Source organism: Caulobacter flavus (genome assembly GCF_003722335.1).
In the GTDB taxonomy this organism is placed as follows: Bacteria; Pseudomonadota; Alphaproteobacteria; order Caulobacterales; family Caulobacteraceae; genus Caulobacter; species Caulobacter flavus.
The window spans coordinates 2,230,866-2,256,914 of the sequence record NZ_CP026100.1 but is presented as its reverse complement, the minus strand read 5'-3'; the positions used below and the strand labels follow the sequence as shown (position 1 = coordinate 2,256,914).

Below are 26,049 nucleotides of genomic sequence, written 5' to 3'. Positions count from 1 at the left end.
TATAAGTGGCGCCTACTCGACCACCACCGCGTCCCCTTCACTCACCGCGCCGCCTTCGGTGACGTCCAGGTAGATGCCGCAGAACATGTGGCCGTAGTTGTCGAACAGGGCCTTGACCACCTCGATGTCGCGCTCGGCGGTGACCGGGTCGACGTGGGTGGCCGCGCAGCGGACGATGGGCTTCAGCACCTGCGCGCTCGCCGCCCCCACGCGCACGGTCCTGCCGGTCCAGCCGTTCTCGACCCAGGCTGGCCAGCCCTCGACATAGAGGTTGGCGCGGAAGCGCAGCGGGTCGACCGGACGGCCCACTTTCTCGGCCAGATCGCGCACGCTGGCCAGGTTCACGATCGAGACGAAGCCGGACTTGCTGTCCATGAACCGGTGCGCGCCCGGTCCCTCCAGCACCCGCAGCGGACCTTTCGCCTCGTCGCCCAGCAGGGCCGCCAGCCAGGCCTCGAAACCGCGCCGACCATCCGCGTCGTCCAGGTCGCCGGAGAACGGCGCCAGCCCCTCGGCCGAGGCGGTCAGCACGCCCGTGGCCTCGTCATAGGCGGTGCGGGCCCTGGCCACGGCCGGGATCTTGGCCAGCACGGTGAACTTCATCTTCGACAGGTGCGCCGGCGCGTCCGCGTCGAAGCCGCTGGGGCCGTCCTCGACGGCGTACAGCCGGTCGCAGGGAAAGCATGCGCCGGCCTCCAGCGTCGCCCCGCTCAGGCGTTCGGGCGTGAACCCCTTGACGGGATGGCGGTACAGCGAGGCGACCTTGGCGTGCATGGCCGCAAGGTGGTCGCCACGGTCGCGCTTTGCAAGGCGGGGAACGCCGCGCCGCCTCGCGGATTTCGCAAGGTCGGGAGGCTTGCTCATGACGCACACCACGCCGCGACGCCCCGTAAGGTCGTGGCTGGCCTCGCGGCCCTATCACCTGGCGCCCTGGATCCTGCTGCTGGCGGTCGCGCCCTTCGCCTTTCCCAAGCGCCTGGAGCCCCAGGTCGAACCGCACGCGCCGCCGCCCGGCCTGTCGGAAGACCGGACCATGCCGCCGCACGAGTTCGACGAGGCCGAACCCCGGCGCGGCCGCGCCGCCCGCCACCCGCACGGCATTCCGCTGCTGGGCTGGCGCGACATCCTCTGGCGCACCGCGCGCGAGATCAGCGTCGACAAGCTGCCCTCGGTGGCCGGGGGCGTGACCTTCTACACCCTGCTGGCGCTGTTCCCCGCCATCGGCGCCTTCGTCTCGCTGTACGGCCTGTTCGCCGACGTGGCGGCGGTGGAAAAGCAGCTGCAGGAGATGGCCACGGTCTTTCCGGCCAGCGTCGTCCAGATCGTCGGCGAACAGATGCTTCGCCTGGCCAGCCAGGAGGGCGGCAAGCTGGGCGTCGCCTTCGTCGTCAGCCTGCTGCTGTCGATCTGGAGCGCCAACGCCAGCATGAAGGCGCTCTTCGACGGGCTGAACGTCGCCTATGACGAGGACGAAAAGCGCAACTTCGTCGGCAAGACCCTGCTGACCTACGGCTTCACCCTGTGCGCCCTGCTCTACGCGGTGTTCATCGCCGCGGTGCTGATCGCCATGCCGATCGTGCTGGATCGGGTGGGCCTGAGCGCGATCTCCGCCTTCTGGATCCCGCTGCGCTGGCTGGCGGTCTGGCTGGTCACGGCCCTGGCCTTCGCCATGCTCTACCGCTTCGCCCCCTGCCGGGCCCGGCCGCGCTGGCGCTGGGTGGTGCTGGGCGCGCTGTTCGGCGCGGCCGCCTGGCTGGTCGGCTCGCTGGGCTTTTCGATCTACGTCAACCGCATCGCCCACTACGACGCCACCTACGGACCGCTGGGGGCGGTGATCGCCTTCATGGTCTGGGTGTGGTTCTCGATCATGACCGTGCTGGTCGGCGCAGAACTCAACGCCGAGATCGAGCACCAGACCGCCCACGATTCCACCACCGGTCCGGAAAAGCCGATGGGCGCGCGCGGCGCGGCCATGGCCGACACCGTCGGCCTGGCCTTCCATCCCTGGGAGATGATCAAGCGCGAGGCGGGCACGGTGAAGCGGATCGGCGGCCGCTACTGGGGCCACGCCACGCGAATGGGCAGGAAGGCGCCGCCGCCACCGGAGAGTTGAGCGCTTGGCGCCGCAGGCGACGCATGGCTTAGCTCGCCGCCATGCTCTTCGCCCCCGCCCTTCCCTCCGAACACGACGCCCTCGTCGCCCTGGTCAATTCCGCCTATCGCGGCCAGGGGGCCCAGGCCGGCTGGACCACCGAGGCCGGCTATATCGACGGCCAGCGCATCGATCTGGAGAGCCTGCGCGCCGACCTGGCGGCCGCGCCGCAGGCGCTGATCCTCACCGCCCGCGACGACGCGGACGGCCCGATCCTGGGCTGCGTGTGGCTCGAACCGGCCGAGGCCGGCGCCTGGTACCTGGGCATGCTGACCATCCGCCCCGACCTTCAGGACCGTCAGCTGGGCCGCACCCTGCTGGCCGCCGGCGAGGACCACGCCCGCGAACGCGGCGCCAAACGCATGCGCATGACCGTCGTCCACATCCGCGACACCCTGATCGCCTGGTACGAACGCCGAGGTTACGCCCTCACCGGCGAGACCCGCCCCTTCCCACACGGCGACGATCGCTTCGGCAAGCCGCTGCGCGAGGATCTGGCGTTCGTGGTGATGGAGAAGGCGCTTTAGACCCTCTCTGTGGGAGAGGTGTCGGCAAAGCCGACGGAGAGGGGAGTCACTGGGGAGCGGGAAACGTCAGCGGAAGCTGAGAACGCCCCCTCTCCGGCCCTCCGGGCCACCTCCCCCAGAGGGGGAGGATCTTGCTAGATCCCGTCTTCCAGGCTCGCCAGGCGCGCGGCCTGGTCCTCGGCGATCAGCGGGTTGATGACGTCGTCCAGGGCCTCGCCCTCGATCACCTTGGCCAGGTTGTAGAGGGTCAGGTTGATGCGGTGATCGGTGACCCGGCCCTGCGGGAAGTTGTAGGTGCGGATGCGTTCCGAACGGTCGCCGCTGCCGACCTGGCTCTTGCGGGCGTCCGAGCGGGCGTCGTCCAGGGCCTGGCGCTGCATGTCGTAGAGCCGCGCCTTCAGGTTCTTCATCGCCTTGGCGCGGTTCTGGTGCTGGCTCTTCTCCGAGGAAGTCACCACCACGCCGGTGGGCAAGTGGGTGATGCGCACGGCCGAGTCGGTCTTGTTGACGTGCTGGCCGCCGGCGCCCGACGAGCGGTAGGTGTCGATCCGCAGATCGCTTTCCTTGATCTCGATCTCGACGTCCTCGGCTTCCGGCAGCACCGCGACGGTGGCGGCCGAGGTGTGGATGCGACCTTGAGCCTCGGTCTCGGGCACGCGCTGCACCCGGTGCACGCCGCTCTCGAACTTCAGCCGGCCGAACACGCCGTCGCCGGTGATCGAGGCGATGATTTCCTTGTAGCCGCCCATTTCGCCTTCGGAGACGCTGTCGACCTCGACCCGCCAGCCCTGGGTGACGGCGTAGCGCTGGTACATGCGGAAGAGGTCGCCGGCGAACAGCGCCGCCTCGTCGCCGCCGGTGCCGGCGCGCACTTCGAGAATGGCCGAGGCGTTCTCGTCCTTGTCCTTGGGCGCCAGCATCAGCGCCAGTTCGCGCTCGAGCACCGGCAGGCGCTCGTCCAGGGCGACGATCTCGTCGCGGACCATGGCGGCCATCTCCGGATCGGCGGCCATCTCGTCCAGCTCGGCGCGCTCGGCGGTCAGCTTGGCCAGGCGCTCGACGGCCTCGGCCACCGGGCGCAGCTCGGCGTGCTCCTTGGAGAGCTTGACGATCTCGGCCCCGTCGGTGGCCGCGCCCATGCGGGCCTCCACTTCGCGGAAACGGTCGAGAACCTGGTCGAGGCGGGCCTGGGGCAGTCGCAAGGGAAGAGATCGCACGGCTGAGGGATGGGGCCGGTCTCTCTAGGCCTTTTCGGGTGGGAAGGGAATGGAGCCGGACGCCGCCCCTCGTGACGAAGGGCGGCGTCCGTTATTTGGCCCTATCGCGTCTTCCAGTCCGCCTGGGGCGTCGAGGCCTGCGCGGCCAGCACGGCCTCGGCGGCCTTGTCGCCCAGCACCTTGGCCTTCAGGAAGGCCACGCTCAGCGCCGACAGTTCGCCGAAACCGGGCGCCTCGGGGTGATAGGCGACGCCGTGGCCGACGCCCTTGCCGACCCACAGGTACTTCTCGCCGGCCGGGCTGGTTTCGAACGGATAGAGGTGCTCGCGCCAATCGGCGATCATGCCCGGCAGCACGTCCTGGTCGCCGGTGATCATCATCATCGGCTTCTTGACGCCCTGGTACGAGGTCGGCCCGACCAGGCCCTTGATGACGCCGGGGCTGGAGAAGCACAGGGCGGCCTTGGTCCGGGGGTCCTGGGCCGGGATCATCCCTTCCATCGCCCCGGCGCGGATCAGCGACATCAGCGAGCCGTAGGAATGGCCGGCCGAGGCCATCGGCAGGCCCGGCGCGGCCTTCTCGGCATAGTCCGTGGCGGCGGCCAGGTCGGCCAGGCGCAGCGGGAAGGCCGCGCGCAGGTCGTAGTCGGCGCGCTTGGGATGCTTCTGGGAATCGACGTGCAGCGGCGCGACGATCATGAAGCCGGCCTTGGTCCACAGGTCGAACAGCGCGGTATAGGGCGCCGGCCAGCCGCCAGCGCCGTGCGAGAAGATGATGATCCCCTTGGGCGCCTCGGGGCGCAGGATGGTCAGCTCGACGTCGCGGTCGCCGACCTTGAGGGTCGTGGTCGTGGTCGAGGTCGCCGTCGCGGCGCTGGCCAGCGCCGGCGCGGCGGCGAAGGCCAGGGTCGCGGCCAGCAGGCCGCGGCGGTTCAGGATAAGCTTGGTCACGAAAAGCCCCACAATCGTTTGGCGAACGATTCCTTGGTTCGCCTGGCTTTGTCCAGGCTCAGAAGGCCGGCTTGACCTCGATCGTCGTCACCTGCCTCGCCGAGCGCGACGGCTTGAGGTCGCCGTCCACCACGACGCGGTACGGACCCTCGCGGGCGTCCAGCGGCTGGCCGTCCTTGCGGTCGGCGATGACCACGGGGTTGATCCGGTAGAACGGGTCGGTCTCGGCCAGCGACAGGATCGAGGTGTAGCCGTCGGCCGCCTTCACCAGCACCACCTGGTTCAGGTAGCGGCCCATCAGCCGGTCGCCGTGCACGACGCCGGCCTGCACCAGCGCCGCGTTCAGCAGCGCGCCCTCATAGACCGCGCTCTTGCCGCCCTCGACCATGGTCGCCTTGGCGCGCGGCAGGCCGGCCAGGTCGGCGGGGGTCAGGACGATGCTGTCGCGCCCCTGAACGACGACCTTCAGGTCTTGAGCGAAAGCAGCGGGGGCAAGCGCCAGGACGGTTGCGGCGAGGACGGCGGCGAGGCGCATGGCGGTCTCCTGAACGGTCCCGCGATGTGGCGCCGCCGCCCTCTCCCGCGCAAGCCTCAACCGCGCCAGCCGAACACCAGCGGCTTTGTCGCGAAGGCCAGGTCGCGCGGCTGAGCCTTGGGCGGGTGATCGCGGAACACCGTGGGATACAGCGAAACCACCAGCAGCACGGCCATGGTCACGTTGAAGGTCCGCAGGATCGCCGGCCGATCGAGGAACCGCCGCAGCGCCATGCCGAAGCCGGCCCAGGCGGCGCTGCACGGCGCTCCCACCAGCATGAACAGGCCCGCCAGCAGCGGAACGGCCAGTAGCGAGCCGCCCTCCGGCGCGTAGGTCGTCACCGCGCCCAGCGCCATAGCCCAGGCCTTCGGGTTGACCCACTGGAAGGCGGCCGCCGCCCAGAAGCCCATCGGCTTGCCGCCCGTCTCGCGGTCGGAGACGCCCTTGCCCATGCCGATCTTCCAGGCCAGCCACAGCATGTAGGCCGCCCCGACCCAGCGCAGGATCTCGTGCAGCACCAGCCAGGCCTTGAACACCCCGCCCAGGCCAAAGCCCATGGCCAGCACCATCACGCCCAGGCCGACGCTGATCCCCAGGATGTGCAGGATCGTGCGGCGGAAGCCGAAGTTCGCGCCCGAGGCCAGCAGCATCATGTTGTTGGGGCCCGGCGTGCCGGCGGTCGCGAAGGCGAACAGCACGAAGGCGAGGATCAGTTGCGGCGTCATCGGGACCTCCCTGGCGGAATGTCACGGTGATGATTTCGATTGATATATGAGTCAAAACTTATATTGATACAGTGACAATGTATCGAAGCGCCCGATGACCGCCCCCTGGACCCCCGCCCTGCCCGACGGCGACGCGCCGATCTACGAGCGCCTGGTCGAGGCCCTGCGCTTGGACGTCGAGTCCGGCACCCTGCCGGCCGGGGCGCGCCTGCCGCCGCAGCGCGACCTGGCCCACCGCCTGGGCCTGGGCCTGGGCACCGTCACGCGGGCCTATGTCGAGGCCGAGAAGGCCGGGCTGGTCAGCGCCCATGTCGGCCGCGGCAGCTTCGTCAACGCGCCCGGCGCCATCGCCGGCCCGCGCCGCCGCGAGGGGCCCATCAACCTCGCCCAGAACGTCGCCCTGAACTGGCCGGCCGCCAGGGTGATCGGCGAGACGATGCAGCGCCTGCGCCGCCGCCCCGACCTCGCCGACCATCTCGACTACGCCCCCGCCGCCGGGCTGGAGCGCCACCGCCGCGCCGCCGCCGCGTGGCTTGGCCGCAGCGCCGGCTTCGCCACCGCCGACTGGACGCGCCTGGTCTGCTGCGCCGGCGCCCAGCAGGGCCTGGCCCTGGCTTTCGGCGCGGCGGCCCGTCCCGGCGACGTGGTGCTGTGCGAGGCCTCGACCTTCCACGGGATCAAGGCCCTGGCCGCCCACGCGGGCTATCGCCTGCAGGGGCTGGCCATGGACGACGAGGGCGCCACGCCAGAGGCGCTGGAGGAGGCCGCCCGCCGCACCGGCGCCCGCGTCGTGGCCCTGCTGCCCACGCTGCAGAACCCGACCGGACGGATCATGTCGCTGGCTCGCCGCGAGGCGATCGTGGCCGTCGCCCGGCGGCTGGACCTCATCCTGATCGAGGACGACATCTACGGCGCCTATGCGCCGGGCGCGCCGCCGCCCCTGGCGATGCTGGCCCCCGAGCGCACCTTCCACGTCTCGGGCGTGTCCAAGACCCTGGCCCCGGGCCTCCGGGCCGGCTTCGTGATCGCACCTGACGACGCGGCCCTGGAGCGGATGCTCGATACGATGCGCGCCATCGCCTACGCGCCGCCAGGCTTTGGCATGCTGATCGCCGGCCAGTGGATCGAGGACGGGACGGCCGACGCCATACTGGCCGAGATTCGCGAGGAGACCGCCGCCCGCGTCGCCCTGGCCCGCTCGATCCTCGGCGAGCCCCTCGCCGCCACCGCCTCGCCCACCGTGCCGCACCTGTGGCTGCCGATGGGCGAGCTGGACGCCGAGCGCCTGGCCGGCCGCGCCCTGCGCGGCGGCGCCGAGGTCACTCCGCCCGCCGCCCCGATCGTCGAGCCGGGCCAGGTCACCGGCGTGCGCCTGGCGCTGGGCGCGGCGTCGGACCGGGTCGAGCTGGAAGCCGGCCTGCGCATCGTCGCGGCCGCCCTGGCCGACGTCGACGAGCGCTCGCGGCCGGTGATCTGACGCCGCCCTACCGGCCGGCCAGAGCCCTTCCGAAAGCCTCGTCGGCGAACAGCGCCTTGAAGTCGTCGGCCAGGGCGTCGCTCAGCGTCGCGGCCGCGTTCTTGCCGCTGGCCGCCTGGACTGGCCGCCTGGCCCGAGCCTTCAGGTCGTGGCTGTAGAGCGCCCGCCCCTCCGGCGAGAGCACCGACACCGCCAGGTCGACATCGGCCTCGGCCTTGCCGACCAGCAAGCCGTCGCTGAACCGGGCATGGAAGACCAGCACCTTAACCTCGACCCGCGGGCCGCCCTCGCCCAGGCCGTAGCCGCGCTGGCTCAGTTCGGCCGACAGCGCCTCGCGCACGACTTCGGCGACCTCGCGCTCCGAACGGATCGCCGCCATCTCCATGCCGTAGCCGTTGATCTTGGTGGAAATCCGCTCGCGGTCGCCGGCCCGTGCGTCGACCGCCGTCACCGTGACGCGGATCGCCTCGGCGCCCGGCACGGGCCTCGCGGCGGCCGGCGCATAGGCGATGGACACGACGTCCTCGGTCAGGGCGCAAGCCGACAGCATCGCGGCCAGCGCGACGATCACGACGGTTCTCAAGGCGGCATCCCCCAACGCTAGGCGGCGCACAGCGCCCACGCGAACGTCGGGAAAATACAGCCCTAAGTCAACATCAGGCCGAAGCTCTACTCTGCCGCGATCGCCTTGGCGTCCTTGGCGGCCTGCAGCTCGGCGGCCTTCTTTTCCACCAGCTCGACGATATGGTCGATCATGCCGTCGTTGGACTGCTTGTGGTCGGGCTTGCCGGCCATGTAGACCATGCCCGCCCCGGCCCCGCCGCCGGTGAAGCCGATGTCGGTCATCAGGGCCTCGCCTGGGCCGTTGACCACGCAGCCGATGATCGACAGCGACATCGGCGTGGAGATGTGGGCCAGGCGCTCTTCCAGGGTCTCCACCGTCTTGATGACGTTGAAGCCCTGACGGGCGCACGACGGGCAGGCGATGATGTTGACGCCGCGGTGGCGCAGGCCCAGCGACTTCAGGATGTCGAAGCCGACCTTGATCTCTTCCACCGGATCGGCGGCCAGCGAGACGCGGATGGTGTCGCCGATGCCGGCCCACAGCATCGAGCCCATGCCGATGGCGCTCTTGACCGTGCCGGTGCGCAGGGCGCCGGCCTCGGTGACGCCCAGGTGCAGCGGGCAGTCGATCGCCTCGGCCAGCTGCTGGTAGGCGGCCACGGTCAGGAACGGATCGGACGCCTTCACCGAGATCTTGAACTCGTGGAAGTCGTGGTCCTGCAGGATCTTGGCGTGGTTGAGGGCGCTTTCGACCATCGCCTCGGGACACGGCTCTCCGTAGCGCTCCAGCAGTTCCCGCTCCAGCGAACCGGCGTTGACGCCGATGCGGATCGAGCAGCCGTGGTCGCGGGCGGCGTTGACCACGTCGCGCACGCGGTCGGGGCTGCCGATGTTGCCCGGATTGATCCGCAGGCAGGCCGCGCCGGCCTTGGCCGCCTCGATGCCGCGTTTGTAGTGGAAGTGGATGTCGGCCACGAGCGGGACCTTCGCCTCGCGGGCGATGATCTTGAAGGCCTCGGTGCTTTCCACGTCGGGGCAGGACACGCGCACGATGTCGGCGCCCGCCTCCTCCAGCTGGCGGATCTGATTCAGCGTCGCCACAGCGTCGCTGGTCAGGGTGTTGGTCATCGACTGCACCGAGATCGGCGCGTCGCCGCCGACCTCCACGCTGCCGACGCGGATCTTCCGCGACTTGCGACGCTCGATCATGCGCCAGGGACGGACGTGGGTGTGGTCTGCGGCCATGGCGCCAATCTAAGGGGTTTGGCGAAGGAACCCAAGGGCGTCACGGAAGCTTCGTGACGCCTTTGGCGAGGATCAGCGGCGGGGCGTCGTCGCGGTCGCCGGCGCGACGGCCGGCTTGGCCGGCGCGGCGACGGGCGCGGGAGCCGGCGCCAGCTTGGACAGCTGCGTCTGCGGCGCCGACAGGCGGCCCGTGAGCACGCCGTTGGTGAAGACGTCGATCGAGGTCGGCTCGGAGACGTCGGCCACGAGGCCCGGCGTGCGCGGGATGCGGAAGGCGTCGCCGGCCGACAGCCAGCGCGTGAAGTAAACCGCGCCGTCGGCGCCGCGCACCGTCAGCGAGGTCGACTTGCGGGCCTGCAGGATGACGCCGGCCGAGTCGGTCGGGGCCGCGCCGTACATCGCGCCCTTGCCCTTGAACGGCGCGCCGAGGTTGGCGATCGCCTCCGGAGCGGCCTGGGCCTCGGCTTCCTTGCGGGCCTTGGCGGCGGCGGCCACGGCGTCGGCCGAACCACCGGCGGCGGCGGCGGCTTCCAGGCCCGGGGTCACGTAGGGCGCGGGGGTGGTCGATTCGGCCGGGGCCGGCAGCGGCGCGCCGAGCGAGACCGCGCCGCCGGCCTGGGCCGGAGCGCCGGTGGCCGGGGCGGCCGGAGCCGCCTGCGAGGCCACCTGGGCCTTGGGCTCGGCGTCATGGGTCATGGCGCGCTGGGCGACGTTCCAAAGCACGATGGCGCCGCCCACCAGCAGGCCGCCGGCCAGCAGCAGGCCAAGGCGCGGGTCGCGCTGGCGATGCACGCCGATCGGCGCGCGCAGCGGTTCGGCGTCGTCGTGGGCTTCCAGCTTGAAGCGGGCCACGGCGGCCTCGGGATCCAGTCGCAGCAGGCCGGCCACGGCCTTGATGTAGCCGATGGTGAACGGACGCGAGGGCAGTTCGTCCAGGCGCATGTCCTCCAGCGCCTCGATATAGGCCTGGCGGATGCGCGTGGCGTCGGCCACGTCCTGCAGGGTCATGCCATGGAACAGGCGGGCGGCGCGTAGGGCCTCGCCCAGGTCGACGCCATGGTCGACCGACGGCTGCGCCGGCGGCGCGACCGTGTCGTCACGATCGCCTTCGGCGACCAGACTCAAATGGCTCACCGTGCCCGTGTCGAGCGGCATGACGAACAGATCACCCCAGAAAATTCGCGTCGCACGAGAGTCCGACCGATTTGCGCCGACCTTAGCCGGCATTCGTTAACATTCGATTGTGGATATCAAAGTAAGTGGCCGGATTCAATGAGCTAAACTTGGCCGCAAGGTTAACTGGCCATCAGTCTAGACGGCGACATAGAGCTTCCGGGCCAAGGTCTCGATCTCGCCCCGCAAGCTGCCCCCGGAACCCTTGAGCAGGGCCTCGACATTGCGCCGGGCCGCCTCGCGATCGCAGGACAGCACCATCTGCTTGACCGGTCCGATGCCCGCCGGCGGCATCGAGAGGCGGTCGAAACCCAAGGCCACCAAGGCGAAAGCCTCCAGCGGCCGGCCCGCCATCTCGCCGCACACCGAAACCTGGGTGCCGGTGTCCTCGCAGGCCTGCTGGATGGTCTTCAGCGCCCGCAGGGCCGCCGGCGACAGCGGGTCGTAGCGGTCCGACACCCGCGGATTGCCCCGATCGGCGGCGAACAGGTACTGCATCAGGTCGTTGGTGCCGACCGAGACGAAGTCGGTCATCGGCAGCAGCGCGTCCAAATGCCACAGAAGCGACGGCGCCTCGACCATCGCCCCGACGTCCAGGCGCGCCGGCGCGGGCCGGCCGCGCTTCAGGGCCCAGGCCACTTCCTGGTCGACGAAGGCGCGGGCGGCGCGGAACTCGTCCACATTGGCCACCAGCGGGAACATGATCCGCAGCTCGCGGCCGTTGGCGGCCTTGATCAGGGCGCGGATCTGCAGGCGCAGCAGGGCCGGACGGTCCAGTCCCATGCGCACGGCCCGCCAGCCCAGGGCCGGATTGTCCTCGCGCTCCAGCTCCATGTACGGCAGCAGCTTGTCGCCGCCCAGGTCGAGCGTGCGGAAGGTCACCGGCATGCCGTCGGCCGCCTCAAGCACCTTCTCGTACAGCGTCGTCTGGGCTTCGAGGCGCGGCATCTCCTCGGCGACCATGAACTGGAACTCGGTGCGGAACAGGCCGATGCCCTCCGCCCCGGTCTCGCCCAGGATATCGAGGTCGACGGCGAGCCCTGCGTTCATCAGCAGGGTGATCTTGGAGCCGTCGCGGGTGAAGGCCGGCGTGTCGCGCAGGCGGGCGAACTCGGCCTTGCGCTGAGCGCGGACCTCCATCCGGGCCTTCAGCGCCTTGACCACGTCGGGCCGCGGCCGCAGCCAGGCCTCGGCCGTCTCGGCGTCGACCACCACGGGGTCGCCCTCGCTGACCCGGTCGCGCAGGCCCGCCAGGCGGCCCACGCACGGAATGTCCAGCGCCCGCGCGACGATGCCGGCGTGGCTGGCGGCCGAGCCTTCCTCCAGGAGGATGCCCTTCAGCTTGGTGCGGTCGTACTCGAGCAGGTCGGCCGGGCCGAGGTTGCGGGCGATCAGGATCGCGTCCTCGGGCAGCTGGCGCACGGCGTGGACGTCGCCCGACAGGTGGCGCAGCAGCCGGTCGTTCAGATCTTCCAGGTCGTGCAGCCGCTCGCGCAGATAGGGGTCGCGGGCCTGGCCCAGGCGGGCGCGATGCTCGGAGCGCACCCGCTCGACGGCCGCCTCGGCGGTCAGGCCCGAGCGCACGGCCTCCTGCAGGCCCCGGTTCCAGCCGCGATCGTGAGCGAACAGGCGGTAGGTCTCGAGCACCTCGTACGAGGCGCCGACCAGGCCGTGCTGGCCCTCCAGCATCTCGTCGATCTGGGTCTGCAGGGCCTCGATGGCGTAGGAAAGCCGGGCCTCCTCGGCCAGGGCGTCGTCCGACAGCAGCTGCTCGGGGGCCACCGGCTGCTCGTGCAGCACCGCCACGCCGTAGGCGAGACCTTCAGCGAAGCGCGAGCCCTTCAGCCGCTCGGGCTTGTGCGGCGCCAGCTCGACGTCCTTGAGCTCGTCCGCGCCCAGGAGCTCGCTGGAGCTGACCATCTCGGCCAGCACCATGGCGATGATCTGCAGGTCCTCGACCTCCTCGTCCTCGTAGACCCGCTCGGTGCGGTTCTGGACGACGAGCACGCCGATCGCCCGGCCGCCGCGCAGCAGCGGCACCGCCAGGAAGGCGTGGTAGGGATCTTCGCCCGTTTCCGGACGGTACGAGAACTGCGGATGGCTGGCGGCGTCCGACAGGTTCAGCGGCCGGCCCAGGCGCATGGTCTCGCCGACCAGGCCTTCGCCCGGCTTCATCCGGGTCACGTGGACGGCGTCGCGCGACAGGCCCTCGGTGGCGAACAGTTCCAGGTCGCCCGAGGCGCGGCGCAGATAGATCGAGCAGACTTCCGCCACCATCGAGATGGCGATGGTGCGCACCACCATGTCGAGCTTGGCCTGGGCGGGTCCGCCGCCGGCCATGGCCTCGCGTATCTGGCGAAGCAGGCTTCTGGGTCCTCGAACGGCGATGCCGGGGCCTGCCATGTCGCCTGTCGTGCGCTCCCTTGGTTCGACGCGGGCAAGCGCGTCGTCCTCTCATGGGCGCTATAGCAGATTTCGCGCGCCGCACAGTGCGCGAGCACGGTTTTCCTTTACCTAAGGACGCAAAAAACGCCGCCCCTCCGGAAAGGGGCGGCGCATTGCCTAGCTTGTCAGCCGATACGCTTAGCGGCGCTGACCGTAGTAGTCGTAGCCGGTGTTGTAGCGATCGCCCTGGTAGCGGCGGTTGTCGCGACGGTCGTAGCGGTCATAGCCGTAGCGGTTGTCGCTGTAGTAGGGGCGGCGGTCGTCGTAGCGGCTGCTGTAGCGGTGATGACGCTTGTCCTTGGCGGTGGCCGCGCCGATGGCGCCGCCGGCCAGGGCGCCGACCGCGATCGCGCCGCCGTCGCCGTCGCCCAGCATGGCGCCGGCCGCGCCGCCCAGGACAGCGCCCAGGATGGCCCGTTCGGTCTTGTTGCTCTTGCCGCGATCGCCGGCGAAGGCGGCCGAGGCGGGCAGGACCAGAGCGCCGGCGATGGCGGTGCTGATGGCGATCTTGCTGAACTTACCGAAGGTCTTCATGGCATTTGCTCCTTGTTCCAGAAGCGTCGCCAATCCCGAGGGCGGCGCTGTTGAGGATCTTTATGAGCCTTGCCGCTTGAACCCAGTCTGAACGCGCCTGTTCATGTTCGCGTCAGGTTTGCAGGGGCGCGAAAGAGCGCCATAGAGGGGTCCTCGCAAGCTTGACCAGGAAGTCCCCATGACCGTCGCGCGCCGCATCGCTCTGCTGCATCCCGCCGTCGTGACGCTGGTCATGGTCATCGCCGCTGTCGCGCCCGGTCCCTTGGCCGTTCTCGCGCCGTCGCCGCTGGTGCTGGGCCTGGGGATGGCGCTGCTGTTGACCCTGACCTGCATATGGCCTTGGGCGATCTACGTCGTCTCGGCCGCCCGCCTACCCTCGAGCCCCGCCCATGCGCCCTGGCTCTTCGCAGCGCCGCCCATCCTGGGCTTCATCGCCAAGGCCGCCGGCCTCTCGACCCAGAACAGCCCCATGGCCTTCCTTATCCTGGGAACACTGGGCCTTGGCCTGTGGCTGGCGGCCCAAGCGCTTGAACAGGCCGATCCGGCCAAGACGACCCCGCCGACGACGGGACGCATCGCGACGACCATGCTCTTGCTGATGTTGCCGATCATCGGCGCCTGGATGCTGCGCATCAGGATTCTGCGCGTCGCCGCGTCGGTCGCGGCCTAGGCTCCATGCGCCCCGCCTGATGACGGCCGATGCAGGCGCACCGACCAGATCACGCCCGCCAGCATCAGCACGATCGCCGCGCCCTCCAGCAGGTGCGGCCAGCGGCCCTCGTGCAGGAAACCGTAGAGCAGGGCGAACAGGGTCTCGAACACGATGAGCTGACCCGACAGCGACAGCGGCAGCAGGCGGCTGGCGCCGTTCCACAGGCCGTTGCCGATCACCGAGGCGCCGATGGCCACCGCGAAGCTGACCATCCAGAACCAGGTCCAGGCCGCCGGCGGGTGGACCTCGCCTCCCATTTGGCCGCCCATCATGAACGCCGGAACCACCAGAGCCAGCGACAGCAGGCCCGTGGCCAGGCCGGTCAGCAGCGACCACTCGTGGCTGCTGAACTTGGGCGTGGCGGCCAGGCGGCGGGCGTTCCAGACGGCGTAGGCGGTCCACACGGCCAGGGCCAGGGTCGCGCCCAGCACGCCCAGGACCAGCTTGCCGGTCGGCGTGTCCGACGGCGCGGTGAACACCGCCACGTTGATGCAGACCCCGCCGGCGATGATCAGGGCCAGCGGCGCGGCCAGGGACTTCAGGGGCGCGCCCTCCCCCCGGCGCGCGCCGGCCAGGGTGATGGTCACCGGCAGCAGGCCGATGATCAGCGAGGCCAGGGCGACGCCCGCCGTCTGCACGGCGACCGCCAGGCCCACATAGTAGACGAGGTTGCCCAGCAGGCTCAGCGCCGCCAGGTCGCGCCAGTCGCGGCCGTCCATCCGCGCCATCACCGACTTCCAGCTCGGCGCCAGCAGCACGGCGGCGGCCAGGCCGTAGGCGATGTAGCGGCCGGCGGTCATCTGCAGCGGCGTGAAGGCGTCCAGCAGCTTGGGCGCCAGGAACACCCCGCCCCACAGGGCGCCGGCGACGAGACCGTAGAGAAGACCGAGCAGGAGGTTCCGGGGACTGATCATGGCGCCGGACCTAGCAGGCGCGCGAAGCCCTGGCTTTGGCGAAAGCTCCCGAAGATCGGGCGGAAGCTCCTATCGCCGGCCCTTGCGCCAAGCCGCTGGCGTGACGCCCAAGGCCGCCTTCATCCGCCGCGTCAGCGTGCTCTGGTCGCCGTGGCCGGTGCGGACGGCGATCTGCGCCACGGACAGGGTCGGGTCGTCCAGCAGGTGCTGCGCCGCGCGCAGCCGCGCGTCGGTCAGGGCGGCGTGCGGGGTCGCGCCATAGGCGGCGGCGAAGCGGTCGAAGAAGCGGCTCTGGCTCATGCCGGCCTCGGCCGCCAGGTCGCGGACGGTCAAGGGCTCGTGGTAGCGGGTCTCGATCATCGCAGCGGCGCGGGCCAGGCGCGGATCGACGGCGGCCGGGCCGGTCGACAGGCTGCGCAGCAGCAGCGGCGTCCACAGGCCCGCGACGCCGTCGTCGATCCCGCCCGGCGCTTCGCCCGACAGGAACGACAGCAGACCTCGCACCGGGCTGCTGACGCAGGCGAAAGGCTTTTCGCGCAGGCGCTCGAACGGCGCCATCAGGGCCGCGCCGATGTCGGCCACCACGAACAGGTTCTCGCCGTCGGCGGCGCAGACGTGGCGCGTGCCCGGCGGGATCACCGCGGCGCTGCCCGGATCGACCCGGCCGCCCTTGCCGTCGATCTCGATCTCCAGCACGCCGTGGCGCGGCAGCACGATCTGGTCGAAGTCGTGGGCGTGCGAGATGGCTTCGACGCTGTAGCGGCGGAAGGACAACTCGGCGGGGGCGGTCAGGTCGTGGCCCATGACCTCACTATAGCGAACTCAGCCGTGCCCGGGCAGGGCCAGCGGCTCCTCGGCGTCCATCACCAGGCGGCGGGCCTGCTGCAGGGCCGCGTCGATGTCGCTCTCGATGAACTCGACCTGCAGGTCGGTCAGCGGATGGGGGGCGGCGATGACGTTGCGCAGGTAATCGCGCTTTTCCGGCTCGGTCATGGTCCACCAGCCGACGGTGTGGCCTTCCTCGATCACGGCGTCGCCCATGGCCAGCAGGTCGTCGGTGTCGAAGATCGGCTGGCCGGGCTTCTCGGGGAACCACTGGCCGTCGTCGGGCAGGGCCTGGTCCAGCTGGCGCAGCAGGGCCGCCAGCCACGGGCTGATCAGAAGCGGCTTCTCGTAGCCGTCGCCGAACTTGGCGCGCAGCAGCAGGTCGTAGAGCAGCTCGAGGCCGGCGTCGCCGTGGAAGGTGACGGTCTTGGCGGCGGGATCGAACTTGAAGACGTCGGGCATGGGGGTCTCGTATCGGTCTGACGCCTGACTAACGCGTCATGGCGACGTTTGGACGACGGCCCGGCAGCGCGTCCTTCGAGGCCCGCGATGCGGGCGCCTCAGGATGAGGACTTCAGTCCAGAGACTTCCTCATCCCGAGGTGCGAGCCGCGGGCGAGCCTCGAAGGTCGCACCGCGGCTCGAAGTGGCCCTTACAGCTGGTCCAGGCCGTACACGGCGTGCAGGGCGCGGACGGCCAGTTCGGTATAGGCCGCGTCGATCAGGACCGAGATCTTGATCTCCGAGGTCGAGATGACCTGGATGTTGATGTTCTTCTCGGCCAGGGCCGCGAACATCGACTGGGCGACGCCGGCGTGCGAGCGCATGCCCACGCCGATCACCGACACCTTGGCCACGTCCTCGTTGACGGCCACGTCCTCGAAACCGATCTCGGCGCGGGCGGCCTGGACGATCTCGACGGCGCGCTGGGCGTCACGCTTGCCGACGGTGAACTCCATGTTGGCGGTGTCGGCGCTGCGGGCGCGCGACTGCACGATCATGTCGACGTTCACGTTGGCGTCGGCCAGGCGACCGAAGATCTGCGAGGACACGCCCGGGTGGTCGGGCAGGCCCAGCAGGGTGATCTTGGCTTCGTCGCGGCTGTAGGCGACGCCCGAGACGATGCGCTTTTCCATGATTTCTTCCTCGTCGCAGACGATCGTACCTTGGCCCGGGGCTTCGCCCGGCTCGACGAAACTCGACAGCACCCGCACCGGGACGCGATGGGCCATGGCCATCTCGACCGAACGGGTCTGCAGCACCTTGGCCCCCAGCGAGGCCATTTCCAGCATTTCTTCGTAGGAGATCTTGGCCAGGCGCTTGGCCTTGCTCTCGATCCGGGGGTCAGTGGTGTAGACCCCGTCCACGTCGGTGTAGATGTCGCAGGCGCCCTTCACCGCGGCGGCGATGGCCACGGCGCTGGTGTCCGAACCGCCGCGGCCCAGCGTGGTGATGCGCTGCTTGGGCGTCACGCCCTGGAAGCCGGCGATGACGGCGATCTCGCCGTCCGCGAAGCAGGCCTCCAGGTTTTCCGGCGGGATCTCCTCGATCCGGGCGCGGCCATGGGCCTCGTCGGTGATGATCGGGACCTGCCAGCCCAGGAACGAGCGGGCCTTGTGGCCCATGTTGCGCAGGGTCATGGCCAGCAGGCCGGCGGTCACCTGCTCGCCCGACGCCACGACGGCGTCGTACTCGTCGTCAGACTCAGGCAGCCCTTGCGCGGCGCGGCCGGCTCCGTCCGTCCAGGCGACCAGCTCGTTGGTCTTGCCCGACATGGCGGAAACGACGACGGCGACCTGCTTGCCCGTGGCGACTTCCGCGGCGACCAGGCGCGCCACCCGGCGGATGCGCTCCAGGTCGGCCACCGAGGTGCCGCCGAACTTCATCACCAGACGTGACACGTCTCTAAATCCTCGAACCAAAGCGGTTTTTTCTTGCGCCTTCGCGGCTGGAACCCGTCCTTCCGCGCAAGCCCGCGCCTTCTAGCGGGGCCTTGGCGCAACGGCAATGTCGCGGATGTGTCTTTTTTCTCGTAGCGCCCCCAGCTGCGGGCGAGAGCGCCGACCGAACGCAACTCAAAAGCGTTCGGCATCCGAAATACTCTTTATAATTGAATTGATAGCACGCGCCACCTATGCTCGCGCCCGGCGTGTCGGCGCCCAGTCCAATCCAGAAGCCAGCGTACGGGGGAAATCGCCAGAGGAGAGCGAACCATGTTGCGCGTCGAAATCGAGATGTTTTCCGGACGCCCGAACCCGGTGTGGATGCTGACGGACGCCGACGCCGTGCAGAAGCTGCTGCGGCTGGCGGCGGCGAGCCCGAAGGGGGTGTCCAAGCCCGGCGCCGGCTTCGACGGGCTGGGCCTGCGCGAGGTCCGGATCGAGCGCTTCGCCGACGACGAAGCGGCCCTGCGCGGCGTTCCCAAGGCCTTCGCGGTCGGCTCGCCCTTCGCCGGCGATCCCAAGGCCGCCCGGGAACTGGCCAAGGCCTTCATCGAGACCATGCCCAAGCGGTCGGACGTCAAGCTGCTGCAGCATGAACTGACGCCCCTGAGCAGCAAGCTGCACGACCTGGCGCTGGAGCGGCTGGACCGCCTGTTCCGCGATCCGCCCCGGCCGCCCCAGCCGCCGCCCAAGCCGCCGTCCAATCCGCTGCGGACCACGATCCCCGACGAGAAGTGCGGCCAGTGCCAGTACGAGGTCAGCCAGTACAATCCGGGCTTCTGGAACAACCCCGCCACCCAGCCCTACAACAACTGCTACAACTACGCCCGAAACTGGCGGACCAACACCTTCGCCCAGCCCGGCCGCGCGCACGGCGCCCAGACCTCGACCATGGCCTGCGGCACGGTGACGACGGCGGCGATGGCCGACGGCCTCAAGAAGCGCTGCGACTGCCTGTCGGAAAAGGAGTGGCCCCGCCGCCTGATGGCGCTGGTGATCGATCCGGGCTGGGACTACCACTGGTATCGCCACCAGCGGGGCGGCTTCTGGGGCCACAAGCCCGGCTCGACCGCCGCCCGCAACACCGACAACAGCGGGGTGCTGATCGTGAATCCCGAGACCTGCAACCGCGGCGGCTACACCGACTTCTGCGGCTACTTCTACGCGGGCAAGTCGGTCGTCATCAACTGAGGCGGCCGCATTGCTGGTCGAACTCGACGTGTTCAGCGGGCGGCCCAACCCGCGCTGGCGGCTGGATGCGAACGACCAGGCCTGGCTGAGGGCCAGGCTCGCGACCCTGGCGCCCCCGGCGGAAGCGTTCGCGCCTCCGCCGGACCTGGGCTACCGCGGCTTCGCCTGGAACGACGCGGGCGGCCCCTACCGCGTGCGCCTGGGCCGGGTGGAGACGCCCTTCGGGCCGCGCCGGGACCCGGGCTGCGCGATCGAGCGCTTCCTGCTCGATCGCCTGCCGACGCAGGCCGCGCCCCTGCGCCAGCGCCTGCTCTCGGCCCTGGACGCCGCGCGCTGAACCGCGCCTCCGAACGGCGCGGCGTCTGGACCTCGCCCTCGAACTCATGCTCATACGCTGTCCATGACTCAGAGCGACGCAAACACGCCCAACTGGAGCATCGACCCCGCCGACGTGGCGCGGTTCTCGGCCATCGCCGCCGAGTGGTGGGACCCGAAGGGCAAGTTCGCGCCGCTGCACGTGTTCAATCCCTGCCGGCTGGCCTTCATCCGCGAGCAGGCGCTGGAGCGCTTCGACCGCGACGGCAACGACCGCGCTCCCTTCGAGGGCCTGTCCCTGATCGACATCGGCTGCGGCGGCGGTCTGCTCTCCGAGCCGATGGCCCGCCTGGGCTTTTCCGTCACCGCCATCGACGCCTCGGAAAACAACATCAAGACCGCCGCGGCCCACGCCGCCGAGCAGGGCCTCGCCATCGGCTATCGCCCCGCCACCGCCGAGCAACTGCTGGCCGAGGGCGCGGGGCCGTTCGACGTGGTGCTGACCATGGAGGTCATCGAACACGTGGCCGATCCGGGCGCCTTCCTGCGCACCTGCTCGCAGTTGCTCAAGCCCGGCGGCCTGATGATCGTCGCCACCCTCAACCGCACGTTCAAGGCCCTGGCCCTGGCCAAGATCGGCGCCGAGTACGTGCTGCGCTGGGTGCCGCCCGGCACCCACGAGTGGAAGCAGTTCCTCAAGCCCGAAGAGCTGCGCGCCTTCCTGGCCGGCGAGCCGGTCGAGATGCACGGACCGTTCGGCGTGGCCTACAATCCGCTCACCGGCCGCTGGAGCCGCTCCACCGACGTCGACATCAACTACATGATGACGGTCACCAAGCCGGCGGCGTGACGGCGAACGAGGTTCGCGGTATGTTTCCTGCCGCGATGACCAAGTTCGAGACCATCGAGATCGAAAGCCAGGTCGTGGAGCACGTCCGCGAACTGGCGCGGCAGCGCGGCGGCAGCCTCTCCGAGGCCATCGACGCGGCGGTGCTCGCGACGTTGGCGCGAGATGGAGCGCGGGATGGGGCGCGGGACGCAACGCTTGGCGCGGAAGCCGGAAGCGTTGCCGACAAGGCAGGGCGACGAGCCGCTGCCCTGGAAACGCTGGAAGCCTTCTGGGCCCTGCCGCACGCTGGCGAAACCCTCACGGACGCCGACCTTTACGACAAGGACGGCCTGCCACGATGATCGTCGTCGACGCTTCCGCCCTGGTCGCCATTCTGTTGCGAGAACCGGATTGGGAAGCGTACTTCGAGATCCTGGCGAACTCGGACGTGACAGTCATTTCTCCCATCAACGCCTGGGAAGTGCATGTCCGCGTCCAGGCCCTCGATGGTCCAGATGGCCGAGAGCGCGTAAATGCGCTCTTCGCCAATCTCGGGATCAGCATCGCCACGGTCGACGCTCGTCAGTTCGAGATCGCGCTGGCGGCCAGGATCAGGTTCGGCAGGAACGTCTTGAACCTCGGCGATTGCTTCGCCTACGCCCTCGCCAAGACCCGCGGCGGCGGCGCCCTGCTCTAGAAGGGCGACGACTTCGCGCGCACCGACCTGCGCTCGGCCCTGAAAGAGGCTTGAACCCTCGCCGGCCGCGCGCCAACCTCAGGTCGTAACGTCCGGAGCGCCATCCCATGTCCGTCCTGCTGCTCGCCCTCGCCGCCGCCCTGCCGACCCTGGCCGGCGATTTCGACGGCGACGGCAAGGCCGACCAGGCGCGGCTGGAGCCGCGCGGCGGGGCTCACGTGCTGGTGGTCGAGCGCGGCGCGGCGCCCGGCAAGCCGCAGACCGTGACCATGGTGGCCGACGCCAGCGGGTTCTTCATCGCCGCCCAGCCGCCCGGGACCTACCCCACCACCTGCGCCAAGGACGTCGGCGCCCCCTGCGCCGCCGACGAGCCGCGCCAGGTCGAACTGAAGGCCCCCGCCCTCGCCTTCGGAACCGAGGAAGCCTCGCTGGCGGTGGCGGTTTGGACCGGCGATCGCTTCGCCGTCACCTGGCTGAACGACTGATCCGGCCCTTTCGGGAACCTTGGCCTTCGCCAAGGCTTATTCCGCCGCAGGGACTTTGAACCCGAGCCGGCGTCTTGTGGGGCGGGACGCCAGCTCGTTCGTCGGAACGGAGACTTCCCCATGACTTCCCGCCGCATGGCTTGGCTGATGGCCGGCGCCGTCGCCATCAGCACGGCCGCGCCCGCGCTGGCTCAGGACGCCGGCTACCAGCAGCAGCTGCGCACCTACGAGGAGCAGCGCTCGTCCTACGAGGCCCGCCGGGCCGACTACGACAGCCGCCAGGCCCAGTACGACGCCGATCGCGCGGCCTACGAGCGCGCGCGCAGCGACTACGACCGCCGCTACGGCTCCGGCGCCTACGACCGGCGCTATCCGGACGAGGCCCGCCGCTGGCGCACGCCCGCCTACCCGACCAGCAACGCCTACTACGGCGAACAGCGCCAGTTCGAGGCCGACCGCGCCGCCTACGAGCGGGCCCGCGACCGCTACGACGCCCGCAACGGCCGCGGCGCCTATGACCGCCGCTATCCGGACGAGGCCCGCCGCTTCGACACCAGCGGCCAGGACAACCGCTACGCCGACGACTACGAAACCCAACGCCAGCAGTGGGAGTCCGACCGCGCCGAGTACCAGCGCGCCCGCGACGACTATGACCGCCGCTACGGCCGCGGCGCCTACGACCGTCGCTATCCGAACGAGGCCGGCCGCTGGGACAATGGTCCGCCGGCTCCTCCCGCCTATGCCGGCGGGTCTGGTCTGTCGGGCGGCTATAACGACCCCTGCCGCGACGACGCCAAGCGCAACGCCACCGCCGGCGGCGTGATCGGCGCCCTGGCCGGGGCGGTGATCGGCTCCAACGTCGCCGCCCGCAACGCCCGCACCGAGGGCGCGGTGCTCGGGGCCCTGGCCGGCGCCGGCGTGGGCGCGGCGATCGGCAACTCGGCCGCCAAGGCCCGCTGCGACACTCGCGGCCAGTACTGGTCGTACGAGGACACCGTGCCCTATCGCGAAAGCGCCGAGTACCGCGACCGGGCCGGCGGCTATTCGGAATGGAACCGCTACAGCGAGCGCAAGTGCCGCCTGGCCCCGGCCCAGACCGAGTACCAGGGCCGCAACGAGACCCGCTACGTCCGCGTCTGCCCCGACAGCGACAACCGCTATCGCCTCGAAGGCTGACGCGAAAGCCGATCTCCGCGTCGGGCGTCCGACATAGAACCGACACGGAGCTTCGGCGTTATCCCCTCAAGGGACATAGAACACACGCTCTCAAACGGAGGTCGCCATGCGCGTCCAGATGAAAACCTTGATCGTCGCGGTGAGCCTCGCCTTCACCGCCTCCACGCTCGCCGTCACCGCCGCCGAGGCCCAGCAGCGCCGCGAACGCGTGCTCGTCTGCAAGAGCACCAAGAAGTCGCGCAACAAGGGCACGGTGATCGGCGGTCTGACCGGCGGCACGCTCGGCGCGGCCGTGGCCGGCAACGGCGCCAAGACCGAGGGCGCGATTCTCGGCGGCGTGGTCGGCGCGGTGGCCGGCAACCAGATCGCCAAGAAGAACTCCAAGAAGAACTGCCACTACGAGTACCGCTACCGCTAAGCGGGCTCGCTGAACGGTCGGATGGCCCGCCCCTTTCCGGGGGCGGGCTTTTTCATGCCCGTCTGAACGTTGCGCCTTTGAACGATGCGGCCAGCGCGGGCGGGACGGTATCGTTCAAGCCCCGACGATCGCCCCGCACCATGGTCTGGCCACGCAGCCGCGAGGAGCACGACCATGGCCGAGAGCCTGACCATTCAGACCGACGACGGAAGCTTTCAGGCCCTGGTCGTCCGCCCCGACACCCCCGGTCCGGCGCCCGTCGTGGTGGTCGTGCAGGAGATCTTCGGCGTCAACGCCGGCATCCGCCTGATCGCCGCCGAATACGCCGTGCAGGGCTTCATCGCCGTCTGCCCCGACCTGTTCTGGCGCGTCGAGCCGGGGCTCTCGATGTCGGAGAACGACGAGGCCAACTGGAAGAAGGCGCTCGACATCTACGGCGCCTACGACTTCGACCAGGGCGCGGCCGACGTGCTCAAGACCGTCGAGGCGGCGCGTACGATCGCCGGCGGCAACGGCAAGGTCGGGCTGACGGGCTACTGCCTGGGCGGGCTGATGACCTTCCTCGGCGCGGCCCGCGGCGCGCCCGACGCGGCCGTGGCCTATTACGGCGGCGGCACCGAGCGCTATGTCGGCGAGGCCGACGGCGTGAAGGCCCCGCTGCTGATGCACCTGGCCGGCGAGGACGAGTTCATCGGCCCCGAGGCGCGCAAGACCATCGTCGAGGCCCTGGCCGGCCGCCCGAACGTCGAGGTTCACGTCTATCCGGGCCGCAACCACGCCTTCGCCCGTCCAGGCGGCAATCACTACGACAAGGCCGACGCCGAAACCGCCAACGGCCGCACCCTGGCGTTCTTCAAGGAAAAGCTGGGCTAGGCGCTAGCGATCGGGGCAGAAGGACGTCTCCGAGGCGTCCTCCTGCGGCAGGAAGCGCCAGCGGAGGCCGAAGTGGCCATAGGGCGGATCAAAGCCGTTCGCCCAGTCGAAGCGCCCGAGGAAGCTCACGCCTTCCCGCCCGAAGGCGGCGCAGGGCGGACGCTTGCGGCAGCGCGCGGCGGTGACCGCGACCGGATCGAACTCCACGCACTCGACCGCCCCGATCAGGAAGAACCTGCCGCCGTCGCCGTAGAGGCTGAGCGTGCTGAGGTTGCTCGCACCACCATTGGCCAGGGCCAGCGAGACGGTCCGGCCGCTGGCCCCATGCAGCACGAAGGTGCGGCGCGAGACCGGCCATTTCGTCGCGCGATAATCCTCGCGCACGGTCACCACCGCGCCGCTGAACCCCAGCTGGTGCGACGCCGAGAACACATTGGGGTCCGGGGCCGCGGCTGACGGCCCAGCCGCTCCGAGCGCGCCGGCGACCGCCAGGAGAATCAACCACAGCCTGAAATCTCGCATGCGCTCAAGCTGAGCCGCGATCGCGGCGCGCGCAACGGCGATGCCTAGTTCACGTCCGTCTTCTTCGGCGGCGCGGGCGGCAGGGCGGCGATCCTGACGCCGTCCTCCAGCAGGCTCTTGACCTCCTTGGGCGAGGCCTCGCCATAGATGCCGCGCTCCTCGGACCGGCCCTCGTGGATGTCGCGGGCCTCCTTGGCGAAGCGGTCGCCGACATAGTCGAAGTTGTCCTCGACCTCGCGGCGCACCTCGCTCATGGCGGCCATCATCATCTCGCGCATGCGGGCGTCGGGCTCGGGGGCCGAACGCTGGGCCTTCGTGCCGGCCACGGCGGGGGCCATGATCTGCTTGCGCACGCCCGTCGAACCGCAGACGGGGCACTCGACCAGACCCCGGGCGGCCTGGTCGTCATAGTCGCCCGACGAGCCGAACCAGCCTTCGAACTCGTGCGCATGGTCACAGGCGAGCGCGTACTTGATCATGGTCCTGATATGGGGTCAGGGGCCCGTGAATTCACGGGCGTTGGCCAGGACCGGGATGGCCGCGCGGGCCTTGTCGGCGGCCTCCAGGTCGAGATCGGCGATCAGCACGCCGGGCTCGTCGTGGTCAAGCTTGCCGATCACCTCGCCCCACGGGCCGACGGCGATCGAGCGACCCCAGGTGCCGCGCCCGTCCTCGTGGAAGCCGCCCTGGGCGGCGGCGATCACGAACGAGCCGGTCTCGATGGCCCGGGCGCGCAGCAGCACCTCCCAGTGGGCCTCGCCCGTCGGACGGGTGAAGGCCGCCGGGGCGGTGATCACCTTGGCGCCCGCCAGCGCCAGGGCCCGATGCAGGGCCGGAAAGCGCATGTCGTAGCAGATGGTCAGGCCGAAGGCCGCCAGCGGCGTGTCGACCACCACCGCCCGTTCGCCGGGCGTATAGGTCGCCGATTCCTTCGCGGTCTCACCGGTAGGCAGCTGCACGTCGAACATGTGCAGCTTGTCATAGGTGGACACGATCGCGCCGGTCGGATCGATGACGGCCTGGCGGTTGGCGGCTTTTCCGTCCTCGCGCCGCACCAGGGCCGAGCCGACGTCGATCCAGGTTCCGGTCTCGGCCGCGATCTCGCGCAGGCCGTTCACCACCGGATCGTCCTCCAGGGCCGTCAGCGTCGGCAGCAGCCGGTCGCGATCCTTCTGCAGCACGTTGGTGCACTCGGGCGTTAGCACGAAACGGGCGCCCCGCGCGATCGCCTCGCGCACCAGCGGCGCCACGTGGGCCAGCGCCGCGGCGTGGGTCGCGGGCGTCCGGGTCTGGACCAGGCCGACCCGCAGGGGCGCGGACGGGCTCATGCGGCGAGCAGAGCGTCCAGCTTGCCCTCGCGCTCCAGCGCCATCATGTCGTCGCAGCCGCCGATATGCTGCTCGCCGACGAAGATCTGCGGGAAGGTGTTGCGACCCGAGCGCTCCATCATTTCCTGGCGCAGCTTGGGGTCCATGCCGGCTTCGATCTCGGCGAAGTCGGCGCCCTTGTCGTTGAGCAGCTTCAGGGCGCGGGCGCAGTAGCCGCAGAAGGGACGGGTGTAGATGGTGACCTTGGCCATTTCGGTTCCAAAGGGTTGGATTCCCGC

Annotated in this window: 31 protein-coding genes; 13 read left to right on the top strand and 18 right to left on the bottom strand. The window is 70.2% G+C overall.

Translation table 11 applies throughout. The features are described from left to right. Window positions 1-12 precede the first annotated feature (12 nt). A complete protein-coding gene (locus C1707_RS10495; protein ID WP_101715060.1) occupies window positions 13-774 on the bottom strand; it encodes an MOSC domain-containing protein in 762 nt (253 codons plus the stop codon). A gap of 88 nt (window positions 775-862) precedes the next feature. Here C1707_RS10495 and C1707_RS10490 point away from each other — a divergent pair, with 88 nt between their 5' ends. Then, complete coding sequence (locus tag C1707_RS10490; protein ID WP_101715059.1) at window positions 863-2,113, top strand: YihY/virulence factor BrkB family protein; 1,251 nt, start codon at window positions 863-865, stop codon at window positions 2,111-2,113. 41 nt (window positions 2,114-2,154) lie between these two features. Next, window positions 2,155-2,679, top strand: coding sequence for a GNAT family N-acetyltransferase (locus C1707_RS10485; RefSeq protein WP_101715058.1), 525 nt, complete (start codon window positions 2,155-2,157; stop codon window positions 2,677-2,679). Between the two features lie 134 nt (window positions 2,680-2,813). On the opposite strand, the gene prfA is transcribed toward C1707_RS10485, so the two are convergent. The 4 genes from prfA to C1707_RS10465 all read right to left on the bottom strand — a co-directional run bounded on the left by prfA (window position 2,814) and on the right by C1707_RS10465 (window position 6,106). Then, entirely contained in the window at window positions 2,814-3,881 is a 1,068-nt protein-coding gene (gene prfA / locus C1707_RS10480) for a peptide chain release factor 1 (protein WP_101715057.1), read from the bottom strand. Between the two features lie 116 nt (window positions 3,882-3,997). Then, window positions 3,998-4,846, bottom strand: a complete 849-nt coding sequence (locus tag C1707_RS10475; RefSeq protein ID WP_101715135.1) for an alpha/beta hydrolase — start codon at window positions 4,844-4,846, stop codon at window positions 3,998-4,000. Between the two features lie 58 nt (window positions 4,847-4,904). Further along, a complete protein-coding gene (locus tag C1707_RS10470) occupies window positions 4,905-5,381 on the bottom strand; it encodes a molybdopterin-binding protein (RefSeq protein WP_101715056.1) in 477 nt (158 codons plus the stop codon). A 56-nt stretch (window positions 5,382-5,437) separates the two neighbouring features. Beyond that, the gene (locus C1707_RS10465; RefSeq protein WP_101715055.1) at window positions 5,438-6,106 is read right to left on the bottom strand and encodes a LysE family translocator; all 669 of its coding nucleotides are present in this window, start codon (window positions 6,104-6,106) and stop codon (window positions 5,438-5,440) included. Window positions 6,107-6,200: 94 nt separating this feature from the next. Here C1707_RS10465 and C1707_RS10460 point away from each other — a divergent pair, with 94 nt between their 5' ends. Further along, window positions 6,201-7,583 carry an aminotransferase-like domain-containing protein gene (locus tag C1707_RS10460; protein ID WP_101715054.1) on the top strand — a complete coding sequence of 461 codons (1,383 nt, stop codon included), beginning with the start codon at window positions 6,201-6,203 and terminating at the stop codon, window positions 7,581-7,583. A gap of 7 nt (window positions 7,584-7,590) precedes the next feature. Here the strand turns inward: C1707_RS10460 and C1707_RS10455 are convergent, their stop codons facing one another. From C1707_RS10455 to C1707_RS10435, 5 genes are all read right to left on the bottom strand, one after another. After that, window positions 7,591-8,166, bottom strand: coding sequence for a YajG family lipoprotein (locus C1707_RS10455; RefSeq protein WP_145998477.1), 576 nt, complete (start codon window positions 8,164-8,166; stop codon window positions 7,591-7,593). 86 nt (window positions 8,167-8,252) lie between these two features. Beyond that, window positions 8,253-9,392, bottom strand: coding sequence for a flavodoxin-dependent (E)-4-hydroxy-3-methylbut-2-enyl-diphosphate synthase (gene ispG, locus C1707_RS10450; RefSeq protein WP_101715052.1), 1,140 nt, complete (start codon window positions 9,390-9,392; stop codon window positions 8,253-8,255). Window positions 9,393-9,464: 72 nt separating this feature from the next. After that, a complete protein-coding gene (locus C1707_RS10445; RefSeq protein ID WP_101715051.1) occupies window positions 9,465-10,547 on the bottom strand; it encodes a helix-turn-helix domain-containing protein in 1,083 nt (360 codons plus the stop codon). Between the two features lie 156 nt (window positions 10,548-10,703). Then, entirely contained in the window at window positions 10,704-12,968 is a 2,265-nt protein-coding gene (ptsP, locus tag C1707_RS10440; RefSeq protein WP_101715050.1) for a phosphoenolpyruvate--protein phosphotransferase, read from the bottom strand. A 180-nt stretch (window positions 12,969-13,148) separates the two neighbouring features. Further along, a complete protein-coding gene (locus C1707_RS10435; protein ID WP_101715049.1) occupies window positions 13,149-13,544 on the bottom strand; it encodes a hypothetical protein in 396 nt (131 codons plus the stop codon). A 178-nt stretch (window positions 13,545-13,722) separates the two neighbouring features. On the opposite strand from C1707_RS10435, the gene C1707_RS10430 reads away from it, so the two are divergent. Beyond that, on the top strand, window positions 13,723-14,214 hold the full coding sequence (locus C1707_RS10430) for a hypothetical protein (RefSeq protein ID WP_101715048.1): 492 nt from the start codon (window positions 13,723-13,725) through the stop codon (window positions 14,212-14,214). Here the strand turns inward: C1707_RS10430 and C1707_RS10425 are convergent. The 4 genes from C1707_RS10425 to C1707_RS10410 all read right to left on the bottom strand — a co-directional run bounded on the left by C1707_RS10425 (window position 14,211) and on the right by C1707_RS10410 (window position 17,895). Further along, window positions 14,211-15,170: a DMT family transporter gene (locus tag C1707_RS10425; protein ID WP_101715047.1), complete on the bottom strand. Its 960-nt coding sequence runs from the start codon at window positions 15,168-15,170 to the stop codon at window positions 14,211-14,213. The genes C1707_RS10430 and C1707_RS10425 overlap by 4 nt on opposite strands. A gap of 69 nt (window positions 15,171-15,239) precedes the next feature. Continuing rightward, window positions 15,240-15,974 carry an AraC family transcriptional regulator gene (locus C1707_RS10420; protein ID WP_101715046.1) on the bottom strand — a complete coding sequence of 245 codons (735 nt, stop codon included), beginning with the start codon at window positions 15,972-15,974 and terminating at the stop codon, window positions 15,240-15,242. 18 nt (window positions 15,975-15,992) lie between these two features. Beyond that, window positions 15,993-16,457 (bottom strand): hypothetical protein, encoded by a 465-nt coding sequence (locus tag C1707_RS10415; protein ID WP_101715045.1) that lies wholly within the window; start codon window positions 16,455-16,457, stop codon window positions 15,993-15,995. 190 nt (window positions 16,458-16,647) lie between these two features. After that, window positions 16,648-17,895 (bottom strand): aspartate kinase, encoded by a 1,248-nt coding sequence (locus C1707_RS10410; protein WP_101715044.1) that lies wholly within the window; start codon window positions 17,893-17,895, stop codon window positions 16,648-16,650. A gap of 312 nt (window positions 17,896-18,207) precedes the next feature. Between C1707_RS10410 and C1707_RS10405 the strand changes: the two genes are divergently transcribed. From C1707_RS10405 to C1707_RS10365, 9 genes are all read left to right on the top strand, one after another. After that, window positions 18,208-19,128 (top strand): hypothetical protein, encoded by a 921-nt coding sequence (locus C1707_RS10405; RefSeq protein WP_101715043.1) that lies wholly within the window; start codon window positions 18,208-18,210, stop codon window positions 19,126-19,128. Between the two features lie 10 nt (window positions 19,129-19,138). Then, complete coding sequence (locus C1707_RS10400) at window positions 19,139-19,465, top strand: hypothetical protein (RefSeq protein ID WP_101715042.1); 327 nt, start codon at window positions 19,139-19,141, stop codon at window positions 19,463-19,465. Between the two features lie 63 nt (window positions 19,466-19,528). Beyond that, complete coding sequence (gene ubiG, locus C1707_RS10395; RefSeq protein ID WP_101715041.1) at window positions 19,529-20,293, top strand: bifunctional 2-polyprenyl-6-hydroxyphenol methylase/3-demethylubiquinol 3-O-methyltransferase UbiG; 765 nt, start codon at window positions 19,529-19,531, stop codon at window positions 20,291-20,293. A 35-nt stretch (window positions 20,294-20,328) separates the two neighbouring features. Beyond that, a complete protein-coding gene (locus tag C1707_RS10390) occupies window positions 20,329-20,634 on the top strand; it encodes a type II toxin-antitoxin system VapB family antitoxin (protein WP_240633907.1) in 306 nt (101 codons plus the stop codon). Continuing rightward, complete coding sequence (locus C1707_RS10385) at window positions 20,631-20,969, top strand: type II toxin-antitoxin system VapC family toxin (protein WP_205686833.1); 339 nt, start codon at window positions 20,631-20,633, stop codon at window positions 20,967-20,969. Before C1707_RS10390 ends, C1707_RS10385 begins: the two co-directional genes overlap by 4 nt. A gap of 107 nt (window positions 20,970-21,076) precedes the next feature. Next, window positions 21,077-21,454: a hypothetical protein gene (locus C1707_RS10380; RefSeq protein ID WP_101715039.1), complete on the top strand. Its 378-nt coding sequence runs from the start codon at window positions 21,077-21,079 to the stop codon at window positions 21,452-21,454. Between the two features lie 120 nt (window positions 21,455-21,574). After that, window positions 21,575-22,630, top strand: coding sequence for a glycine zipper 2TM domain-containing protein (locus C1707_RS10375; RefSeq protein ID WP_101715038.1), 1,056 nt, complete (start codon window positions 21,575-21,577; stop codon window positions 22,628-22,630). Between the two features lie 106 nt (window positions 22,631-22,736). Further along, window positions 22,737-23,048 (top strand): glycine zipper 2TM domain-containing protein, encoded by a 312-nt coding sequence (locus tag C1707_RS10370; RefSeq protein ID WP_101715037.1) that lies wholly within the window; start codon window positions 22,737-22,739, stop codon window positions 23,046-23,048. A gap of 174 nt (window positions 23,049-23,222) precedes the next feature. Further along, window positions 23,223-23,921: a dienelactone hydrolase family protein gene (locus C1707_RS10365; RefSeq protein ID WP_101715036.1), complete on the top strand. Its 699-nt coding sequence runs from the start codon at window positions 23,223-23,225 to the stop codon at window positions 23,919-23,921. Between the two features lie 3 nt (window positions 23,922-23,924). Here C1707_RS10365 and C1707_RS10360 read toward each other — a convergent pair whose 3' ends face one another. From C1707_RS10360 to grxC, 4 genes are all read right to left on the bottom strand, one after another. After that, the gene (locus C1707_RS10360; RefSeq protein ID WP_101715035.1) at window positions 23,925-24,353 is read right to left on the bottom strand and encodes a hypothetical protein; all 429 of its coding nucleotides are present in this window, start codon (window positions 24,351-24,353) and stop codon (window positions 23,925-23,927) included. Window positions 24,354-24,487: 134 nt separating this feature from the next. Continuing rightward, complete coding sequence (locus C1707_RS10355) at window positions 24,488-24,922, bottom strand: DUF1178 family protein (RefSeq protein ID WP_101715034.1); 435 nt, start codon at window positions 24,920-24,922, stop codon at window positions 24,488-24,490. Window positions 24,923-24,937: 15 nt separating this feature from the next. Further along, window positions 24,938-25,771 carry a carbon-nitrogen hydrolase family protein gene (locus C1707_RS10350; RefSeq protein ID WP_101715033.1) on the bottom strand — a complete coding sequence of 278 codons (834 nt, stop codon included), beginning with the start codon at window positions 25,769-25,771 and terminating at the stop codon, window positions 24,938-24,940. Further along, a complete protein-coding gene (gene grxC, locus C1707_RS10345) occupies window positions 25,768-26,022 on the bottom strand; it encodes a glutaredoxin 3 (RefSeq protein WP_101715032.1) in 255 nt (84 codons plus the stop codon). Before grxC ends, C1707_RS10350 begins: the two co-directional genes overlap by 4 nt. Between the last annotated feature and the right edge of the window lie 27 nt (window positions 26,023-26,049).

Coding starts and splice junctions, on each gene's coding strand:
- C1707_RS10380 (WP_101715039.1), top strand. CDS start 21,077: ATGTCCGTCCTGCTGCTCGCCCTCGCCGCCGCCCTGCCGACCCTGGCC.
- C1707_RS10370 (WP_101715037.1), top strand. CDS start 22,737: ATGCGCGTCCAGATGAAAACCTTGATCGTCGCGGTGAGCCTCGCCTTC.
- ispG (WP_101715052.1), bottom strand. CDS start 9,392: ATGGCCGCAGACCACACCCACGTCCGTCCCTGGCGCATGATCGAGCGT.
- C1707_RS10490 (WP_101715059.1), top strand. CDS start 863: ATGACGCACACCACGCCGCGACGCCCCGTAAGGTCGTGGCTGGCCTCG.
- C1707_RS10425 (WP_101715047.1), bottom strand. CDS start 15,170: ATGATCAGTCCCCGGAACCTCCTGCTCGGTCTTCTCTACGGTCTCGTC.
- C1707_RS10430 (WP_101715048.1), top strand. CDS start 13,723: ATGACCGTCGCGCGCCGCATCGCTCTGCTGCATCCCGCCGTCGTGACG.
- C1707_RS10495 (WP_101715060.1), bottom strand. CDS start 774: ATGCACGCCAAGGTCGCCTCGCTGTACCGCCATCCCGTCAAGGGGTTC.
- C1707_RS10470 (WP_101715056.1), bottom strand. CDS start 5,381: ATGCGCCTCGCCGCCGTCCTCGCCGCAACCGTCCTGGCGCTTGCCCCC.
- ptsP (WP_101715050.1), bottom strand. CDS start 12,968: ATGGCAGGCCCCGGCATCGCCGTTCGAGGACCCAGAAGCCTGCTTCGC.
- C1707_RS10350 (WP_101715033.1), bottom strand. CDS start 25,771: ATGAGCCCGTCCGCGCCCCTGCGGGTCGGCCTGGTCCAGACCCGGACG.
- C1707_RS10445 (WP_101715051.1), bottom strand. CDS start 10,547: ATGCCGCTCGACACGGGCACGGTGAGCCATTTGAGTCTGGTCGCCGAA.
- C1707_RS10485 (WP_101715058.1), top strand. CDS start 2,155: ATGCTCTTCGCCCCCGCCCTTCCCTCCGAACACGACGCCCTCGTCGCC.
- C1707_RS10365 (WP_101715036.1), top strand. CDS start 23,223: ATGGCCGAGAGCCTGACCATTCAGACCGACGACGGAAGCTTTCAGGCC.
- C1707_RS10390 (WP_240633907.1), top strand. CDS start 20,329: ATGACCAAGTTCGAGACCATCGAGATCGAAAGCCAGGTCGTGGAGCAC.
- C1707_RS10405 (WP_101715043.1), top strand. CDS start 18,208: ATGTTGCGCGTCGAAATCGAGATGTTTTCCGGACGCCCGAACCCGGTG.
- C1707_RS10420 (WP_101715046.1), bottom strand. CDS start 15,974: ATGGGCCACGACCTGACCGCCCCCGCCGAGTTGTCCTTCCGCCGCTAC.
- C1707_RS10465 (WP_101715055.1), bottom strand. CDS start 6,106: ATGACGCCGCAACTGATCCTCGCCTTCGTGCTGTTCGCCTTCGCGACC.
- ubiG (WP_101715041.1), top strand. CDS start 19,529: ATGACTCAGAGCGACGCAAACACGCCCAACTGGAGCATCGACCCCGCC.
- C1707_RS10415 (WP_101715045.1), bottom strand. CDS start 16,457: ATGCCCGACGTCTTCAAGTTCGATCCCGCCGCCAAGACCGTCACCTTC.
- C1707_RS10435 (WP_101715049.1), bottom strand. CDS start 13,544: ATGAAGACCTTCGGTAAGTTCAGCAAGATCGCCATCAGCACCGCCATC.
- grxC (WP_101715032.1), bottom strand. CDS start 26,022: ATGGCCAAGGTCACCATCTACACCCGTCCCTTCTGCGGCTACTGCGCC.
- C1707_RS10460 (WP_101715054.1), top strand. CDS start 6,201: ATGACCGCCCCCTGGACCCCCGCCCTGCCCGACGGCGACGCGCCGATC.
- C1707_RS10375 (WP_101715038.1), top strand. CDS start 21,575: ATGACTTCCCGCCGCATGGCTTGGCTGATGGCCGGCGCCGTCGCCATC.
- C1707_RS10385 (WP_205686833.1), top strand. CDS start 20,631: ATGATCGTCGTCGACGCTTCCGCCCTGGTCGCCATTCTGTTGCGAGAA.
- C1707_RS10355 (WP_101715034.1), bottom strand. CDS start 24,922: ATGATCAAGTACGCGCTCGCCTGTGACCATGCGCACGAGTTCGAAGGC.